This window comes from Actinophytocola sp. (assembly GCF_036402745.1).
Lineage (GTDB): Bacteria > Actinomycetota > Actinomycetes > Mycobacteriales > Pseudonocardiaceae > Actinophytocola.
Map to the genome: position 1 here is coordinate 1 of NZ_DASWSJ010000168.1, position 16,702 is coordinate 16,702.

At 72.1% G+C, this 16,702-nt stretch carries 13 protein-coding genes and 1 pseudogene; 4 read left to right on the forward strand and 10 right to left on the reverse strand.

What is annotated here, in order from left to right; translation table 11 throughout:
- Positions 1–469: pseudogene (locus VGD70_RS16810) on the forward strand (hypothetical protein); the annotation flags it as partial.
- Between the two features lie 245 nt (positions 470–714).
- Here VGD70_RS16810 and VGD70_RS16815 read toward each other — a convergent pair.
- The 5 genes from VGD70_RS16815 to VGD70_RS16835 all read right to left on the reverse strand — a co-directional run bounded on the left by VGD70_RS16815 (position 715) and on the right by VGD70_RS16835 (position 8,290).
- The gene (locus tag VGD70_RS16815) at positions 715–3,537 is read right to left on the reverse strand and encodes a carbohydrate-binding protein (protein ID WP_331082406.1); all 2,823 of its coding nucleotides are present in this window, start codon (positions 3,535–3,537) and stop codon (positions 715–717) included.
- A gap of 11 nt (positions 3,538–3,548) precedes the next feature.
- Complete coding sequence (locus VGD70_RS16820; RefSeq protein ID WP_331082407.1) at positions 3,549–5,024, reverse strand: discoidin domain-containing protein; 1,476 nt, start codon at positions 5,022–5,024, stop codon at positions 3,549–3,551.
- A gap of 319 nt (positions 5,025–5,343) precedes the next feature.
- On the reverse strand, positions 5,344–6,171 hold the full coding sequence (locus VGD70_RS16825; RefSeq protein ID WP_331082408.1) for a patatin-like phospholipase family protein: 828 nt from the start codon (positions 6,169–6,171) through the stop codon (positions 5,344–5,346).
- A 45-nt stretch (positions 6,172–6,216) separates the two neighbouring features.
- Positions 6,217–7,746 carry a serine/threonine-protein kinase gene (locus VGD70_RS16830; protein WP_331082409.1) on the reverse strand — a complete coding sequence of 510 codons (1,530 nt, stop codon included), beginning with the start codon at positions 7,744–7,746 and terminating at the stop codon, positions 6,217–6,219.
- A gap of 70 nt (positions 7,747–7,816) precedes the next feature.
- Entirely contained in the window at positions 7,817–8,290 is a 474-nt protein-coding gene (locus VGD70_RS16835; RefSeq protein WP_331082410.1) for a helix-turn-helix domain-containing protein, read from the reverse strand.
- A gap of 61 nt (positions 8,291–8,351) precedes the next feature.
- On the opposite strand from VGD70_RS16835, the gene VGD70_RS16840 reads away from it, so the two are divergent.
- On the forward strand, positions 8,352–9,764 hold the full coding sequence (locus VGD70_RS16840; RefSeq protein ID WP_331082411.1) for an MFS transporter: 1,413 nt from the start codon (positions 8,352–8,354) through the stop codon (positions 9,762–9,764).
- A 27-nt stretch (positions 9,765–9,791) separates the two neighbouring features.
- Here VGD70_RS16840 and VGD70_RS16845 read toward each other — a convergent pair whose 3' ends face one another.
- The 3 genes from VGD70_RS16845 to VGD70_RS16855 all read right to left on the reverse strand — a co-directional run bounded on the left by VGD70_RS16845 (position 9,792) and on the right by VGD70_RS16855 (position 12,101).
- Positions 9,792–10,586: a TauD/TfdA family dioxygenase gene (locus VGD70_RS16845; protein WP_331082412.1), complete on the reverse strand. Its 795-nt coding sequence runs from the start codon at positions 10,584–10,586 to the stop codon at positions 9,792–9,794.
- Positions 10,583–11,530, reverse strand: coding sequence for an isocyanide synthase family protein (locus VGD70_RS16850; RefSeq protein ID WP_331082413.1), 948 nt, complete (start codon positions 11,528–11,530; stop codon positions 10,583–10,585). The genes VGD70_RS16845 and VGD70_RS16850 overlap by 4 nt, the downstream gene beginning before the upstream one ends.
- 145 nt (positions 11,531–11,675) lie before the next feature.
- Positions 11,676–12,101 (reverse strand): pyridoxamine 5'-phosphate oxidase family protein, encoded by a 426-nt coding sequence (locus VGD70_RS16855; RefSeq protein WP_331082414.1) that lies wholly within the window; start codon positions 12,099–12,101, stop codon positions 11,676–11,678.
- 189 nt (positions 12,102–12,290) lie between these two features.
- Between VGD70_RS16855 and VGD70_RS16860 the strand changes: the two genes are divergently transcribed.
- A complete protein-coding gene (locus VGD70_RS16860; RefSeq protein WP_331082415.1) occupies positions 12,291–13,214 on the forward strand; it encodes an alpha/beta hydrolase in 924 nt (307 codons plus the stop codon).
- Here VGD70_RS16860 and VGD70_RS16865 read toward each other — a convergent pair.
- Positions 13,174–14,325 (reverse strand): 5'/3'-nucleotidase SurE, encoded by a 1,152-nt coding sequence (locus tag VGD70_RS16865; RefSeq protein WP_331082416.1) that lies wholly within the window; start codon positions 14,323–14,325, stop codon positions 13,174–13,176. The two genes, VGD70_RS16860 and VGD70_RS16865, sit on opposite strands and share 41 nt — an antisense overlap.
- Positions 14,326–14,464: 139 nt before the next feature.
- Complete coding sequence (locus VGD70_RS16870; RefSeq protein WP_331082417.1) at positions 14,465–15,172, reverse strand: hypothetical protein; 708 nt, start codon at positions 15,170–15,172, stop codon at positions 14,465–14,467.
- A 701-nt stretch (positions 15,173–15,873) separates the two neighbouring features.
- On the opposite strand from VGD70_RS16870, the gene VGD70_RS16875 reads away from it, so the two are divergent.
- On the forward strand, positions 15,874–16,702 hold an 829-nt coding region (locus VGD70_RS16875; RefSeq protein WP_331082418.1), incomplete at its 3' end, for a sulfite exporter TauE/SafE family protein.

The window sequence follows — 16,702 nt, forward strand, 5'->3', positions numbered from 1 at the left end:
GGTGCTACAGACCCAGTGGCTCTGGCTGACGCTGGCGATCGTCGTTGGCCTTGCCGGGCTGGCGATCTCGGCATGGGCCAGCCGGCGGGGCATGGAAGCTGCCGGCATTTTCGCCTGCGTGGTGACCAGCCTGCTGATCTCGCCGGTCTCCTGGCCGTTCCACTGGGTGTGGATGGCTCCTGGTCTCGCGCTCTGGCTGTGGTGGGCCCGACCGCGGCGGAGCGTGGCGCACTCATCGGGCGTGGCGCTGGCGTGGCTGGTACTGGTCGCCTCCGGCGTGCTGACTTTCCTGCTCGCGGTGGGCGCGCCGACCCAGACCTCCGCGGGCGTCGTGATGCCCCACACCCTGACGACCGTCGTGCTGCTCAACAGCCTGATGGTGCTAGCCGGCCTAGGCTTTCTCGGCGCGCTCGCCGCCAAACTGTGGCGTAGGGACCGCCGGTCCACCTCAGAAACCCTGCTGTCCTGAGTCCGACCTTGGGTGATCCGACAACAACCCGAGACCATGACTGCCACCTCCACGGTCCTGCCGATCGCGGCTCTGTAGGGCAGGGAGCCGGTGCTCACGCGGCGCACGCCCAGGGACGCGAGGGAGAGGCCGGGCACCACGTTGACTGGGACCGATGTCGGCGGTGCTGTCCTCGATGTTGACTCCCGCCACGCCCAGAGCGGCGCCCACCCCCGCGAGGGTGAGCGCCGCTCCCGTTGACGTGCCTACAGTTGCAGGGTCACCGTGTCCACATCGAACAGTGAGCCGGCGCCTCCGCTGAACGTGAGGAACAGCGGGCCCGACACGTTGCCGGTCAGGGTCGTCGACACGGTCTGGAAGGTCTCCCAGCCACCCGTGTTCGCCACCGCCACCGAGCCGAGGACCGTCCCGGTCTGCGAACCGGAGCGGACCGTGATCGTGCCGCCCGCGCCCGCCGACGAGACGCGGGCCGAGAAGCCCTTGGCCCCGGCCGTCGACAGCTGCGAGTAGCCGACCCAGTCACCGTTCTCGATGAAGCCGGCCGTCGCGCCGCCGCTCGCCGGGGCGTGGGCCGCCACCTGGACGCCACCGGTCGACGTCCACGCCTCGCCCTCCGCCGTGCGGATCCCGCCCGCGCCGGACGGGTTCAGGGTGAACGCGTCCACGTCGAACAGGTTGCCCGACCCGGTGACTCCCTTGAACACCAGGAACAGCTGCGTCGTCCCGGCAGGCGCGGCGGACAGGCCCGTCGACACGTTCGCGAACGTGTCCCAGTTGCCCGTGTTCGCCACCGCCACCGAGCCGAGCAGCGTGCCGGTGGCCGAGCCCGCCCGGACCTCGAGCGTGCCACCGACGCCACCGGAGGACACCCGCGCGGTGATGCTGGCCGCACCCGAGAGCGCGTACGGGGTGAACGACACCCAGTCGTTGTTGTCGATGAACCCGACCGTGTTCCCGCCCTCCGCGCCGGCGTGCGCGGCGAGCTGGATGCCGCCGGACTGGGCGCTGAAGTGCTCGGCCTGCCGGTGCCGCGGCTGGAGCTTGCGGACACTGTGGCTGGTCAGCCCGCCGTTGTCGGTGTACTCGGCGTCGAACACGCCGAACACGTTCGCGGCCGGGTCGTGCGCACCGTCGACCGGGGTCGTGATCGAGCCCGTGCAGCCGTTCTTCGACGTGATCGAGTGCTGGTGGCTGTCGTGGCCCAGCAGGTAGGTGACCTTCACCCGCGTGCAGTCGATCGCGCCGTCCTCCGGGTCGGACACGTTCACCTGGAAGTTCACCGTGTCCCCGAAGGAGAACAGCGCGCCGTCCAGAGGTTGCGCCAGCGTCACCGTCGGCGCCGTGTTGCCGACGGAGATCTGCACGTTCGCCGAGCCGGTGAGCCCCTGCGGGTCGCGGACGGTGAGCGTCGCCGTGTAGTTGCCGTTCGTCGAGTAGGTGTGCGACGGGTTCGCCGCGGTCGACGTGCCGCCGTCGCCGAAGGCCCACGAGTACGTCAGCGCGCCGCCCTCGGGGTCGTTGCTGCCCGCCGAGGAGAAGGTCACGGCGAGCGGCGAGGGCCCGGAGGTCTTGTCGGCCGACGCCACCGCGATCGGGTTGCGGTTCTGGCTGCCGATGTACTCGATCCGCCACAGCGCCTGGTTGTTCGACCCGCTGCCGTAGTCCAGCACGTACAGCGCGCCGTCCGGCCCGAACGCCATGTCCATCACCTGCGTGCCGGTCCACGGGAACGCCCCGATGTCGCCGACGCCGCCGCTGCTCGTCACCTCGATCGCCTTGATCCACCGCCGCCCGTACTCGCCGGCGAAGAACCGGCCGGACAGCGACTGCGGGAACTTGACCGCCGAGCTCAGGTTCGGGTCGTACCGGTAGACCGGGCCGCCCATCGGCGACTCCGAGCCGCTGCCGAATTCCGGCGGGGTGCCGGCGTCGCCGCCGTAGCGGATCCACGCCGGCTTCGGCGCCTGCAGCTTCTGCTGGCCGGTGTTGCGGAAGGAGTTGTTCGTCGGCCCGGTCGCGCAGTCGAACTTCGCGCCGGACGGGCCGGACGGGAACGTGAAGTCGTTGTACGTCTCCGTGGTCGTGTTCGTGCCGGTGCAGTACGGCCAGCCGTAGTTGCCGGGCGCGGTGATCTGGTTGAACTCGACCTGCCCGTTGGGCCCGCGGTTCGGGTTGGTCGACCCGGCGTCCGGGCCGTAGTCGCCGAGCCAGACGGTGCCGGTGGCCTTGTCCACGCTCATCCGGAACGGGTTGCGGAAGCCCATCGCGTAGATCTCCGGACGGGTGCTCGCGGTGCCCGGCGCGAACATGTTGCCGGCCGGGATCGTGTACGTGCCGTCCGCCTGCGGCTTGATCCGCAGCACCTTGCCGCGCAGGTCGTTCGTGTTGCCCGAGGAGCGCTGCGCGTCGAACTGCGGGTTGCGGGTCGTGCGCTCGTCGATCGGGGTGTAGCTGTCGGACTGGAACGGGTTGGTGTCGTCACCCGTTGTCAGGTAGAGGTTCCCGGCCGCGTCGAAGTCGATGTCGCCGCCGACGTGGCAGCACTGGCCCCGGTCGTTGGGTACCACGAGCACGACCTTCTCGCTGGCCAGGTCCAGGGTGTTGTCGGTCTTGAGTACGAACCGGGACAGGTGCAGCTCGCCCTTCCACCGGTCCCAGTCCGCCTGGGTGCCGTCGGTCGGCGCGTCGCCGCCCGGAGTGGACAGTGCGGGTGAGTAGTACAGGTAGATGTAGCGGTTGCTGGCGAAGTTCGGGTCGGCGGCCACACCCTGGAGGCCCTCTTCGTCGTGGGTGTAGACGTTGAGCTTGCCGGCTTGGGTCGTGGTGCCGGCCGCGTTGGTCACCCGGACTGTGCCGTCCCGGGCCGTGTGCACGACGGTCCTGTCGGGCAGCACGGCCAGCGACATGGCCTCGCCGAGCTCGCCGGCGCCCAACGCGAGCTGGACCTGCTGGTAGTCGCCTGGGGGAATGACGGACCCGGCGTGCGCCACCGGGGCAACGGGAACAACCATCGCGGCGAACAACAGTGCGGCGGTGAAGCCGTACCGACGCCGTCGGTGCAGGGACATCGGCGTCCTCTCTAGTTTCGGTATGCCTGAACTTCCGCGACCTGGCCGGCGGGCCACCCGGTGTTGGCGGTGAAGACCAGCCGGAGATAGCGGCGCGCGCCTGCCGTGACCGGGACCGTCACGGTGTTCTGCGCCGCGGGGTCGAACCGGTAGCCGGCCGAGCCGGCCACCGCGGTGTAGGACGTGCCGTCGGCGCTGGCGAGCACGGACAGCGTCTGGGTGCGCGCGCCCCACGAGGTGGGCAGCGAGAGTACGAGCCGGCTCACCTCGGCCTGCGAGCCGAGGTCGACGGTGAGCGACTGCGGGAACGCGCGGTTCGTGCTTTCCCAGTAGCTGCCCTGGTTTCCGTCGTTGGCCGCGGTCGGCGGGTAGCCGGGGACGTTGCTGCTGGCCGTGATCGGCCGGCCGCGGGCCAGGTCCGGGTTGGCCGGCGGGACGCCGCCGCCGGTGAACTGGCCGACCCAGTACCGGGTGCGGTCGAGGTATGCGGTCTCCGCGGCCGCGCCGGTCTGGCCGTAGGCGCCCTCGTAGGTCAGGTAGCCCTGGCCGCCGGGTGGGCTGGACCGGGCGGGCTCGAGCGTCGAGCCCTCGTGCCACTCGTTGAACGAGGTGACCGACACCCAGGTCGGCGCCCCGCCGGTGGCCGGGTCCAGCGCGTTGTGCCACTCCTTGTCGTAGGCGGCACCGTTGTCGCGGTTGAGCGTCGGCGTGGTGTTGCCGGGCACCGCGCGGTCGTCGATGTAGCCCGGGGCCACCGAGGGTGCCCAGACCAAACCGTTGGCCTTGCAGTAGTCCGACGCGTTCTTCCACCCCGGCGCGGTCGCCCCGGCGATGCCGTCGTAGGTGTACATCCCGCCGAAGTGCGCGACCTTGCTCGTGTCCGTCGTCTGCGCGAGCACGATGCTGGTGCCGCTCACCTGGTCCAGCGCGGACCAGTCGGTGATCCGCAGGCTCTCGAAGACGTAGAACGCGGATCTGTTGCCGTGCGCGGCATCCCGGTAGAACGCCGGGCTCGAGCCGTAGCGGGAGTTGATGTAGTTGATGTCCGCGACCGTGGAGGCGGCCGTGCGGTTTCCGTAGGGCTCCAGGTGCCAGGCGACCTTGATGCCGTGCCGGGCCGCGGAGTCGAGGATCCTCGGCACCAGGTTGTCCTCATAGGACCCTTGGCCCCACCAGCTGGTGACGATGGTGCCGGCGCCGGAGCGCTGGATCCACGTCATGTGCTGGTCGATCGCCGCGGTGTCGCCGGAGTCGTAGGCGCCGAGCGTGGGGTAGTAGTTGGCCCCGATGTCGTCCGGCGGCGTGTGGTTGCCCTGTGGCCAATGCCGGTAGGAGCCGTTGACCGTGGGACTGCCGTACCACGGGTAGTAGAAGAGTTGGACGTCAGCCGGTACCGCCTGCACGCCTGCGCTGGACGCCGGCACGGGGACCGCGGCGACGACCAGGAACAGGGTCAGAAGGCCGACAATGCTTTGCAGGGTTCGCATGTCTGCCCTTCAGCCTCGCAACACTGCCAGGTCTTCCGAGCATGGCAGAGGGGACAGATGATGGCAAGATGCGTTCACCGCTGCGCAAATTTTCAACTTTGTTTACGCAATTCCGCGACTGCCTCAATTCAGCAGATCGCGCCACCGGCCGGCGCCGGCCCGGCCGTCCTGACCCGGGACGAACGAGAACACATGATCCGCGGGCGCGGGTGCGGTCGTCGACCTGGCCGCCGCCGGTGTCGCCGCCGACCGTGTTGCCGTCGATGCCGTAGACGGTCTCGCCGACGACCTCGCGGATCAGGTCTGCGCGGTCACCGGGTCAGTCGTCCCACACCGCGCGGACCTGGTCGACCACGTCGGCGGACTGGGCCAGGCCGGCCCGGGCGGCGTCGGCGCGTTTGGCCGGGTCGAGCACGTTGCGCCCGAACGCCTTCAGCGCCGCTCCGGACGGGGTCACGAGAGTCACCCGCGACCGGGCACGCAACGCCTCGACCTCGCTCTGCGCCGAGATTCCCAGGCCGCGCGGCAGCGGCGCGACCACGACCACCCGCTCGTACCCGGCGGCGAGGTCGGCGTTCGCGCCCGAGCGGACGCCGCCGTCCATGTAGCGGTGCCCGTCGACGGCGACCGGCGGCCACACGCCCGGCACCGCGCAGCTCGCCGCGACCGCGCGGACCAGCGGGACTCCGGAGTCCTTGTCGAACGCGCGGAACTTCCCGTCCTCGACGTCGACCGCGGTGACCCGCAGCAGCCGGTCGGGCCAGTCCCGCACCGGCAGCCGCGACTCGATCACCGCGACCCGCTCCTCGGCCGTGGAGCCCGTGCGGGCGCGGGTGGCATACCGTCCGATGCGGGCCCGCGTCCGGGCGCGCGGCCCGATCATCGCCAGCCCGTAGCGCAGCAGCACGCCGGTGCCGATCGTCGCCGCGATCTCGCCGTCCGGTGGCTCCAGCTGCGACTCGTACCGCTCCTGGACGTCGAGGCCGCTCGCGACCTGGGTGCCGACCACCGAGCCGGCCGAGGTGCCCACGACCAGGTCGGCCTCGCCGAGCCGCACGCCCGCTGCCGCAAGCCCCGCCAGGATTCCCCACTCCCAGGCGATTCCGGTGATGCCACCACCGCCGAGGACGAGTGCGCGCTTGGTCATCCGCCCATCATGCCCGGGAAGCCGCCGCCGCGGTGATCGGCGCGGTCAGATGTCCTGGCTGCTCAGCACGCTCACGGTGTCGATCAGCCAGGTTCCGTTGCTGTCGACCAGGGCGTAGCGGTGGCGCTCGACGGTGTGCCGGCCGCTCGTGAAGTTGTAGTCGACCGTCACCTCGACCGTGCTCCCCTGCGCGGACACCTGGGAGGCGCGCACGGTGCCGACCGTGCCCCAGAACTGGCGGTAGCCGTCCGGGCCGCCGGCCGGCCGCCGCTGGAACTTCGGGGTCAGCCGCTTGAAGCCCTCGTCCGGGTTGCCGGGCATCAGGGCGTAGTAGTCGGTGACCGCGGCCGCGGGGGTGGTCGGGAGGTTGGCGCCCGGCGGGGGAGGGCGGGTCGCCGACGACGCGGGGGGCGGCGTGGTCGTGGTGGTCGTCCCGGTCGACGTCGTCTCCTTGCTGGGGGAGGAGACCTGCGACTGCCGCGCGGACGTCGAGGCCGGCGGCGCCCCGGCGTTGGCGTCGCCGGGCGGGGTGTTGGTGCTGTTGTTGTTGATCAGGAGGACGGCGATCGTCGCCACCAGCAGCGCGGCGACGATGGCCGCGAGCACGATCACGGGCCGGCGCCGCGTCGACCCGTCGTCGGCCGCGGCGGGCCGGGTGGCCGGCGGTGCCGGCGCGGGAGGCGGGGGAGGCGCGGCGGCCGGAGCGGCGACGGTGGGTGCGGTGGGAGGGGGCACCGGCGGGGCGGCGCGAGCGGCCACGCCGCCGGCCACCTCGTCGAGCGCGCGCTTGGCGTCCTGCATGGTCGGGCGCTGGCCCGGGTCGGTGCTGAGCAGCCGCGCCAGCACGCCGGTCAGCTCGCCGGCCTGCTTCGGCGCGACGGTGTCGCCGGAGGCGATCCGGTGCAGCAGGGCCATCGGGTTGTCGCTCGTGCCCGACGGCGGCGCGCCCTCGACGGCCGTGTACAGCGTGGCGCCGAGCGCGTAGACGTCCGACGCGAGCGTGCCGTCCCGGCCCTGTGCCACCTCGGGCGCGAGGTAGGCGGGCGTGCCGACGAACGTGCCCGTGACCGTCCCCGTGACGTCCTCGACCACCCGCGACACGCCGAAGTCGGTGATCTTCACCGTGCCGTTGTCGCCGACCAGGATGTTCGACGGCTTCACGTCGCGGTGCACCACGCCCGCCGCGTGCGCCGCGGCCAGCGCGGCCGCGGCCTGCGAGCCGATCCGCGCCACCTCGGCCGGCGGCAGCGTGCCGCGGTCGGCCAGCAGCCGGGACAGGCTGGTCGACGGCAGGTACTCCATGATCAGGTACGGGCGGCCGTCGTCCTCGATCACGTCGTACACCGTGATCAGCTGCGGGTGGTGCAGCTTGGCCGCGATGCGACCCTCGCGCATGGTCCGCCGGCGGATCTCCTCGAGCCGCGCCTCGTCCAGGCTCGGCGGGAGGATCACCTCCTTCACCGCGACCGTGCGGCGCAGCCGTTCGTCGTGGGCCTGCCACACCACGCCCATGCCGCCACCGCCGAGTCGCTCGGTCAGCCGGTACCGGCCCGCGATCACCTGATCAGCGTCCATTCGTCGCACACCCCGTTCGGATCTCCCCACAGGGGTTTACACCACGGGGCGAAACCGAAACCGACACGGGTCAGCCGTCCGAGTGACCCTCCATGGTCCACTGTGGAGCCAACATCTCCCGCGTGACGTCCCCGTCCCGAACCGGCTCGCCGCACGTGTCACACACCGTGCGGGGCGTGAACGGGTGGTCGTGGTGGCGCATCCGCATCGGCGGCGCGGTCACGGCCCACCTGTCACCCCACGTCAACAGCGCCCGCATGACCGGGGAGAGCTCGCGGCCGGCGTCGGTGAGGTGGTACCCGTCGCCGAACCGGCCCGGCTGCCCGGCCGGGCGGCGCTCGAGCACGCCGGCCTCGACCAGCGTCTTCAGCCGGGCGGCCAGCCTGTCGCGCGGCGCGCCGGTGTTGCGCGCGATCTGGCTGAACTGGTGGTTGCCGAACATCACCTCGCGGACGGCGAGCAGCGCCCACCGGTCGCCGACGACCTCCAGCGCGGCGGCGAGCGAGCAGGGACGGCCGGGGAGCGTGGTCGGGTCGCGGCGCATGCCGCCACTCTCGCACGCAGTGGTTTGCTTTTCAAACCGGCGGGCGGTTACGGTCTCCGGCGTGACCCACTCAGTTGGACAATCAAACCGGTCCCGTGTCGCGACGGTCGTGGTCGTGCTGGCCGTGTTCATGACCAACCTTGACCTCTGGATCGTCAACGTCGCCCTGCCGGAGATGTCCGCGAGCTTCTCCCGCGCCGGGCAGCCCGTGTCGCTGGGCGAGCTGTCCTGGGTGCTCAACGCGTACGCGATCACATTGGCCGCGCTGCTGGTGGTCGCCGGCCGGCTCGGCGACCGCATCGGGCAGCGACCGGTGTTCGTCGGCGGGATCGTCGTGTTCACGCTCGCGTCGCTGGCCTGCGCGCTGGCGCCGACGCTGTGGGTGCTGGTGGCGGCCCGGGTCGTCCAGGCGGCCGGCGCGGCCCTGCAGCTGCCGACCTCGCTGGCGTTGCTGCTGGCGACGGTGCCCGCCGAGCGGCGCACCGGGGCCACCCGCGCGTGGGCGGCGGTCGGTGGGCTGGCGGCCGCCGCGGGCCCGGTGCTGGGTGGGTTGCTGGTGCAGGTCGACTGGCGGTGGGTGTTCGTGGTGAACCTGCCGATCGGCGTGCTCGCGGTCGTCGCCGGGCTGGCCGCGCTGCCCAGGCCCGCCGCGCGGGAGACCGGCCCGCTGCCGGACCTGTGGGGTGCCGTGCTGGTCACGCTGTCGGTGGCCACGCTGACCGGCGCGCTCGTCCAGGCACCCGCGTGGGGCTGGACGTCGGGGCGCACGCTCGGCCTGCTCGCGCTCGCGGTGCTGGGCGCGGGGTGGTTCTGGCGGCGGACCGCGGGGCACGCGAGCCCGCTGCTGGAGCTGCACCTGCTGCGGCTGCCCCGGTTCGGCGTCGCGAACGTGGGCACGTTCGTGTTCGGGGTCGCGTTCGCGATGATGCTGCTGTCGAATGTCCTGTGGTGCCAGGACGTGTGGCACTGGAGCGCGCTGCGGACCGGGGTCGCGCTGGTGCCCGGGCCGGCGCTGGTGCCGATCGTCACCGTGCTGACGGCGCGCGCGGCCCGGCGCTTCGGCCACGGCCCGCTGGTCGCCGTCGGGGGTGTGCTGTTCGCGGCGGGGATGCTGTGGCGGACGGTGTTCGTCACGATCGCCCCGGACTACCTGCGCGACCTGCTGCCGAGCATGATCCTCACCGGCGCCGGGGTCGGCCTGGTCCTCGGCACCCTGGTGGCCGCCGGCGTCCAGTCCCTGCCCGCCAACCGCGCCGCGACGGGGTCGGCCCTGATCAACTCGTTCCGCCAGATCTCGGCCGCCGTCGGCGTCGCGGTCCTCGTCACGATCCTGGGCTCCCACGTGGACCCCACGTCGACCGCGGACTTCCGCCTCGCGTGGGCGCTGGGCGCGGCGCTGAGCATCGCCACCACCGCGGTCGGCGTGCTGCTGACCCGCGACCGCGCCGCCGAACCGGTGCCGGTCCACTCGTGATCGCCGGCCCGGGCCACCGGCACGCGGTCAGATGATCTGGACCCGCTGCAGGTGCCGGGTCGAGTCGCCGACGAACGGGTACCGGCCGTGGATGAGCGCGTGGTTCTCGACGACCACGATGTCGCCCGGCCGCCACGCGTGCGCGTAGCAGAACTCCGGCCGCCACAGGTACTCGCTGAGCTCGGCCACCAGCCGGTCGCCGTCCGGCGCGCCCTCGACGTCGAGGAACAGCGGGTTGATGAACCGCTCGGGGTCGAGCGGCTCGGCGTAGCGGAGCACGGTTTCGCCGCTCGCCGGGTGCGTCGACACGAGCGGATGGGTGACGTCGCCGCCGTAGTGCGCGAGCTTGTCGGTGCGGTAGCTGATCCGCACCCGGTCCCACACCGCCCGCTGCTCGGGGCTCGCGGCCGCGTACGCGGCGACGGTGTCGCAGAACACCGTCTCGCCGCCCCCGCCTGGCCGCGCGTCGAGGCACTGGAACAGGAAGTACCGCGGCTCGACGTGGGCGAACGCGCCGTCCCAGTGGAAGGGCACGGGGCCGCGGGTGAACAGGTAGTTCTTGGGGTCCTCCTGCACCTTCAGGTCGAGCACCGCGCCGAAGTCCCACCGCAGCAGCTCACCCCACCGCGCGCAGTAGGCCTCGAAGTCGGCGGCCGGCAGCAGCGGCAGCCCGCGCAGGACCACCACCTTCGCCTCGTCGGTCCAGCCCGCCAGCGTCTCCGGCGCGATCTCCCGAAGGTCGCTGTCCGAAGTGGACGCCGTGACCAGCAGCCCGAACGGGTCCAGCCGGGTGTGCGTGAGCTGGTCGAGCGAGCTGGTCATGCCGCCTCCTCGAGTACGACGCCGGGCGCGACGTAGTGGCTCGGCCGGTTGTTGCGCCACACCAGGGTGGCGCCCCGCCGCTCGGCCGTGTGCCGCTTGACGAGCGTGAACCGGTTGCCGTCGTCGAGGACGACGCCGTGCCAGGGGGTGAGCCAGTTGTCGGCCGTCGGCAGGAGCTGGAAGCCGATCTTCTCCGAGTGGGCCGGCTGCGGGTGGATCGAGAGCCGCAGCGCGTGCGGGTAGCGCTCGGCCACGAGGTCGCTCCACGCGTTGCTGCGCTGGATCACCTGGTACGCCAGGGATTTGGAGGCGCGCCGGACCTGCTCGCGGCTGCGGCCGGGTACGAGGTCGACCTGGTCCTCGAACAGGAACCGGTGGATGCCGTTGAACTGCCGGCGCGCGTCCGGGTCGGTGGCGATCCGCTCGCGGAGCTCGTCGAGCGGCGTCGCGTAGTCGCGCTCGAGCCGCGCGCGGAGCTCGTCGTAGCCGCTCGCGCCCAGGGCCTCCGCGAGGCCGTACACGTCGATGGCGTCGCCGCCGGTCTGCTCGATGACGCTCCGCAGCTCGTGCCCGTAGTCGGTGACGCCGGCGTCGGTCACGCCGACGAGCTCGCCGAAGACGTGGCCGTCCGAGGCGATCGTGATCCGCGCGCCGGGCGGGTAGAAATGGCCGATCCGGTCGCAGAAGGACTGCAGGAACTCGATCGAGAGCTTCTCGCCGAGGTCGGGCAGGTCGCCGAGGACCTTTTGCCGGTTGGGCGATTTCGCCGGGAATGCGAGGATGACGAAATGCACGGGTTGTCCGGTTGCGAGGAAATGCGCGAGCTTCGGACGATGGACCGCGAAGCATTCGTCGCAGGGCTGCCGTGCGCATTCCGACCAGGACGCCAGGCGGCGATGGCGGAACACGTGGCGAAGAATGTCGGACTCGGCCAGGTCGGCCATGCGGAATCACTCCATCCGGCACAGCGGGGACGGTGCGAATCCCAGTCTGCCGCCCGGCACTCAAAACCCGGTCGCGAATGGAAATGGCAATGGCTGGCACAATGCCGGGTGCGACGAAATGAGGATGCCGTCCACCGGGCGCGGGTCAGCCGCCGCGGGGGCGGGGTAGCGTCCGGGCGTCACAGGCCGGCCCGACGCGCTCGCCGGACAGCACGTCCGCGTTCACCCGCACGTACACCGTGGCCTCTCCGTCCATCCAGGACAGACCGGTCACCGGATGGCCCGGCACCGCGAGCGCGCGGCCGACCACCTGCACCGACCAGCCCCGCCGACGGCCACGGGCCCACTCGCCGGCCTCGAAGGCCACGATCGTCGGCTTCTCGAACGCCCCCGCCCGGACCGTCGACGCACGCAGCGCCACCACGATGCCCGCGCCGGCCACCTCGAACGGCACCGCGCGCACCACGGGCATCGCCGCCTCGGTGTAGCAGAGCCGGCCCATCTCGCTGCCTCCCAGCAGCGACCAGCACTCCCGCTCGCCGAGCGACCTGACCCGAGTCGCGATCGTCAACCTGGCCCCCTGCCTTGTACGGCACAGCGAAGCCGCGTGGTGGGGATGGTCTACCGCCAGCCGCGGGCACGGAACAGGGCCGAAGGACCCCGATCGCACCGGAGAACTCGGTGACCGATTCCTTTGCGCCGCCGGCCCGGTCTGTCCCGCCGTCGGTCCGACCACGGGCCGCGGAGGGAGAAGCGAGCAATGGCGAGCAAGCAGTCACGAGCAGTGCGGGACGCCTACGTTGCGTGGCACGCGGCCGCGACGAGTGGGGCGGAGCGGGACGACGAGGCGTGGGGCGACCTGACCGCCGAACCGGGCGGTGTCGACTACCTCGAGGCCGACGCGAACGGGGTGCCCGCGATCTGGGCGGTGCCCAAGGACAGCGCCGCGGACCGGGTGATCATGGCCATCCACGGCGGCGGGTACGTCGGCGGTTCGTTGTACACGCACCGCAAGCTCTACGCGCACCTGGCGAAGGCGGCCGGCGCCCGCGCGCTGGTCGTCACCTACCGGCACACCCCCGAGCACCGGTGGCCGGCGCAGGTGCAGGACACGACCGCGGCCTACCGGTGGCTGCTCGACCAGGGTGTCGAGCCCGCCCGGATCGCGTTCGCCGGCGACTCGGCGGGTGGCGGGCTGGTGCTCACCACCCAGCTGCGTGCCCGGGACCTGGGCCTGCCGCTGCCCGCGGCGACGATGATGATCTCGCCGTGGGTGGACCTGGAGGTGGCGAGCGAGTCGTTCGTGACCAACCGGGACAAGGATCCCTTCTTCCACAAGGAGATGGTGCACGAGCTCGTGCGCATGCTCCTGGGCGGGGACGGCGACCCGCGGGACCCGCGCGCCAACCCGCTGTACGCCGACCTCACGGGGTTCGGGCCGTTCTCCATCCAGGCAGGCGAGGACGAGGGCCCGCGCGACGACAGCCACCGGCTCGAGCGGCACGCGCGCAAGGCCGGTGTCGACGTGCGGCTGGAGGTCTTCCCCGAGATGCAGCACACCTTCCAGATGATGGCGGGCCGCGCCCCCGAGGCCGACGACGCGATCCGGCGGCTCGCCGAGTGGGTGCGGCCCCACCTGGGGCTCACTCCCGCAGTGAGCGCAGCAGGGCCTCGTCCTCGCTGACCGGGCGCAGCGGGGTGCACGTGGCGTGCCCCTCGGCCAGCAGCGCGGCGTCGCTGCCCGGCTCGAGCTCACCCTCGACGACGACGCTCCCCACCTCGATGAGGCCGGCACCGAGCTGGGTGACCTTGCTCTGCACCCGGCCGTAGGTGGCGAGCGGGACCCAGCGCAGCGGGCGGACGTGCCCTACCGGCCGGTCGGGCACGTTCAGGTTGAGCACGGTGCTGCCGGGCAGCTCCATGACGCCCGGCAGCAGGTCGCGGCAGAACGCGGTCGCGGTGTCCCAGTGCCGCTCGGCACCGGGGTCCAGCTCGGTGTCGAGGGACACCGCGACCGCGCGGACCCCGTTGACACCCGCGGTGAGCGCCGCGCCGACGGTGCCGGAGTGCAGGACTGCGCGGCCGATGTTGCCGCCCAGGTTCACGCCGGAGAGCAGCAGGTCGGGCCGGTCGCCGAAGCCGTCGTGGCACGCGATCAGCGCGATGAGCCCGGGATACGCGGCCACCGCGTAGGCCGTGACGCCGGCCAGGCCGGGCAGGGTCCGCCGCTCGACGGCGACCTGGCGGTCGTCGCGGGCGGCGGTGAGGCCCGCGCTGGTGCCGCTCGACTCGGTGACCGGCGCGGCCACGACCGGCGTCCAGCCGAGGTCGAGCGCGCACCGGGCGAGCGCGTGCAGCCCGGGGGAGTCGATGCCGTCGTCGTTGGTCACCAGCACTCGCGGCGTCATGCGGTCCTCTCGTCGATGGGACTGATCTCGACGCGGCCGGCCAGCGCGCGGACCGCGGTGCCGCTGCCGGTCCCGAGGCCGTGCCGGGTGACGTTGAGCGCGCGGGCCGCCACCACGCCGGTCGTGCACGTAGGCGCCGTTGCGCGCGGTGCCCGCGCGGGCCCGCACCTCGATGCCGGGCACCTGCATCAGGTGGCGCAGCACCTGCCCGGTCTCGCCGCCGAACGCGCAGCACAACGTCACCGGCGAGCCGAGCGCGGTGATCATCCGCGACTGCCAGAACCCCTGCCCGCCGGCGTGCAGGTGCACGTCCGGCCTGCCCTCGAGCTCCTCCACGGTCACCGTCACCTGCGGCGAGGGAGCGAACACGGCCACCTGATCCGTCACGGCGTCCGGGTACCACGCTCGGGCCCGCCCTACCTGGGACTCACTCGCCAGGGCGGACGAAGCCGTTCGCGGAGCCGTAGACGATCGCTTGGGCGCGGTCGCGGAGGCCGAGCATGGTGAACGGAAGCCGCGGCCGTGCCTAGGGGCGGGTCAGCTGGTCCAGGGCGGTGCGGCCGGGCTGGCCGGTGAGGTTCCAGTCGACGGCGCCCAGCAGGAAGGCGATGATCGCGTCGGCGAGGATGCTCGCGCCCTTCCAACGATACGTCGCGTGGTCGTCGGGCTGGACGCGGTGGCGCAGCACGAAACCGTCGAGCATCGCCTGCAGCACCAGGGACATCCGCTTGAACGTCCACTCCGGACGCATCACCAGGTCGAGCCCGTCCGCGAGCCTGCGGTAGATGCCCAGCCACACCCGGGTGGCCGCGCGCGACCCCGGCAGCAGCGCGCCCGCCAGCGGCGGGTGCCGCGGCAGCAGCGGCCCGAGATGCAGGATGAGGTAGCTGCGCGGATGCCGGACGAGGTCGGCCAGCAGCTCGTCGGCGGCGCCGATGACGACGCGGGAGACGGACTCGTACGGCTCGCGCGCGGCGGGAATGTGCGCCGCGTCGTTCTCCCGGAGCAAGGTGTAGACCACGGCGTCCGGCAGGAAGTCCGCCCGCGTCGGCCAGCGGCTGAAGAATGCCCGGCGACTAGCCGCCTGCCCGACCCACGACGGCGCCAGCCGAATCACATCCTCGGTGTGCAGCCAATCCAGCACGGCGGGAAACCGAACATGGCGCAGCCGCCGGTTCTGGGCCGGGCTGATCGGTTCCGCCTGCAGGTATGCGTCGAGGAGATCGGCGGCCACCTCAAGGAAATGCTGTGCCGTCGTATCGTGACGGGAAGGCGATGTTCGCACAATCACCGGTGGCATTCCTCCGTGGCGCATGGACCGCGAACAAGTGTCCCGCCATATCGAGATCGTCCGCTGCCCGGCAGACGAGTGACACGAGTCGCGGACTCTCACTCACCGTCATCCCGCGCTCCGGCGTACGCCGGGAGGTTCCGCCGCCCGGGGCATGCGGGCCCGCCGGGACGATCCGGTCACCGGCAGAACCGCATCCACCACGACGAGCCACCAGGCGGCCGGGCCGCCGTCAGGTCCACAGTGGACCCAAGCTTGACACGTCATCGAATGTCTGTTCGAATGGCGTCTTGCTCGGGCGCCGTCGGGGCCGGCGCGGGAGTCGATGAGATTTGGGGCGGTGATCGGCACGTCGACCAGCGGTGTCCCTGCGACATGAATGCCGATTGTTGACGCAATTGTTCACGGGACACATTTCGCGCGGCATACTTTGGGTATTACTGCCGTGTTTTCGTAATCCCTGGTTGGGCGATTTGTTATAGGTGATCCGCGGCGTAGCGTCGGTTGTCGAACAATCGTCACTTCTGCCCGCACGACGTGCTGCCTTCCTGTTCGAGCGCGCGCCGGGGTCAGCGTTCGTCTGGAGGATGGAAATGTTCGCAGATTTCCGTGCCGGGTTCCGTGCTGCCCCGAGGAAACCCGCGATGACCGCGACCGAAATTGCGAGAAGCGTGCTCGCCGCGCCCGCCCGGATCGGCCGGGAGAAATGGGTCGCCGGAGCGGTCGGGGCGGTGGTGATGGCCGCCGCGGTGCTGGCGCCTGTCCCGGTCGCGGCGGCGCTCGTGACGGGCTTCTTCAACACCGCGGGCGGCGGGGGAGCGGTGGTCACGTTCCTCGCGCTGACCGCCACCGGCGTGCCCGCGCTCACCGCGCACGCCACCAGCCAGCTCGTCACCCCGGTGTCGTTCCTCGGCGGGTTCCGCCTGGCCCGGCGCTACCGGCCCGGCTGGCGCCCGCTGGTCGCGGGGTGTGTGGGAACCGTTGCCGGGGTGGGGATCCTGACGATCACCCCGCCCAACACCTTCCAGGCGATCGCCCCCTGGTGCCTCCTGCCGGCCGCCGCGATGGTGCTCGCCCAGGACCCGGTCCGGCGCCTCGTCCAGCGCACCGGCCGCACCCTGGGCGAGCGCACGACCTTGGCGGCCACCTTCGTCTGCGGCGTCTACGCGGGCCTGATCGGCGTCGGCACGGGCACGCTGGCGCTCGCGGTCCTGGGCCTGGCCCCGGGCTTCGTCGGCATGCCACTGCGCGACCTCCTGCGCACCCGCAACGTGCTGCTGCTGGGCATGGCCGTGCTCGTGAGCGCCGCCTTCGCGGTGACCGGCCTGGTCGACTGGACCCTCGTCGCCGTGCTGGCCGCCCCCGCCGCGGCCGGCGGCTGGCTGGGCACCAAGCTGGTCGGCCGCCTCCCGGTCCCGGTCCTCCAGGCGCTGATCGTGACCACCGCCCTCGCCGGCGCCGCCTGGCTGCTCC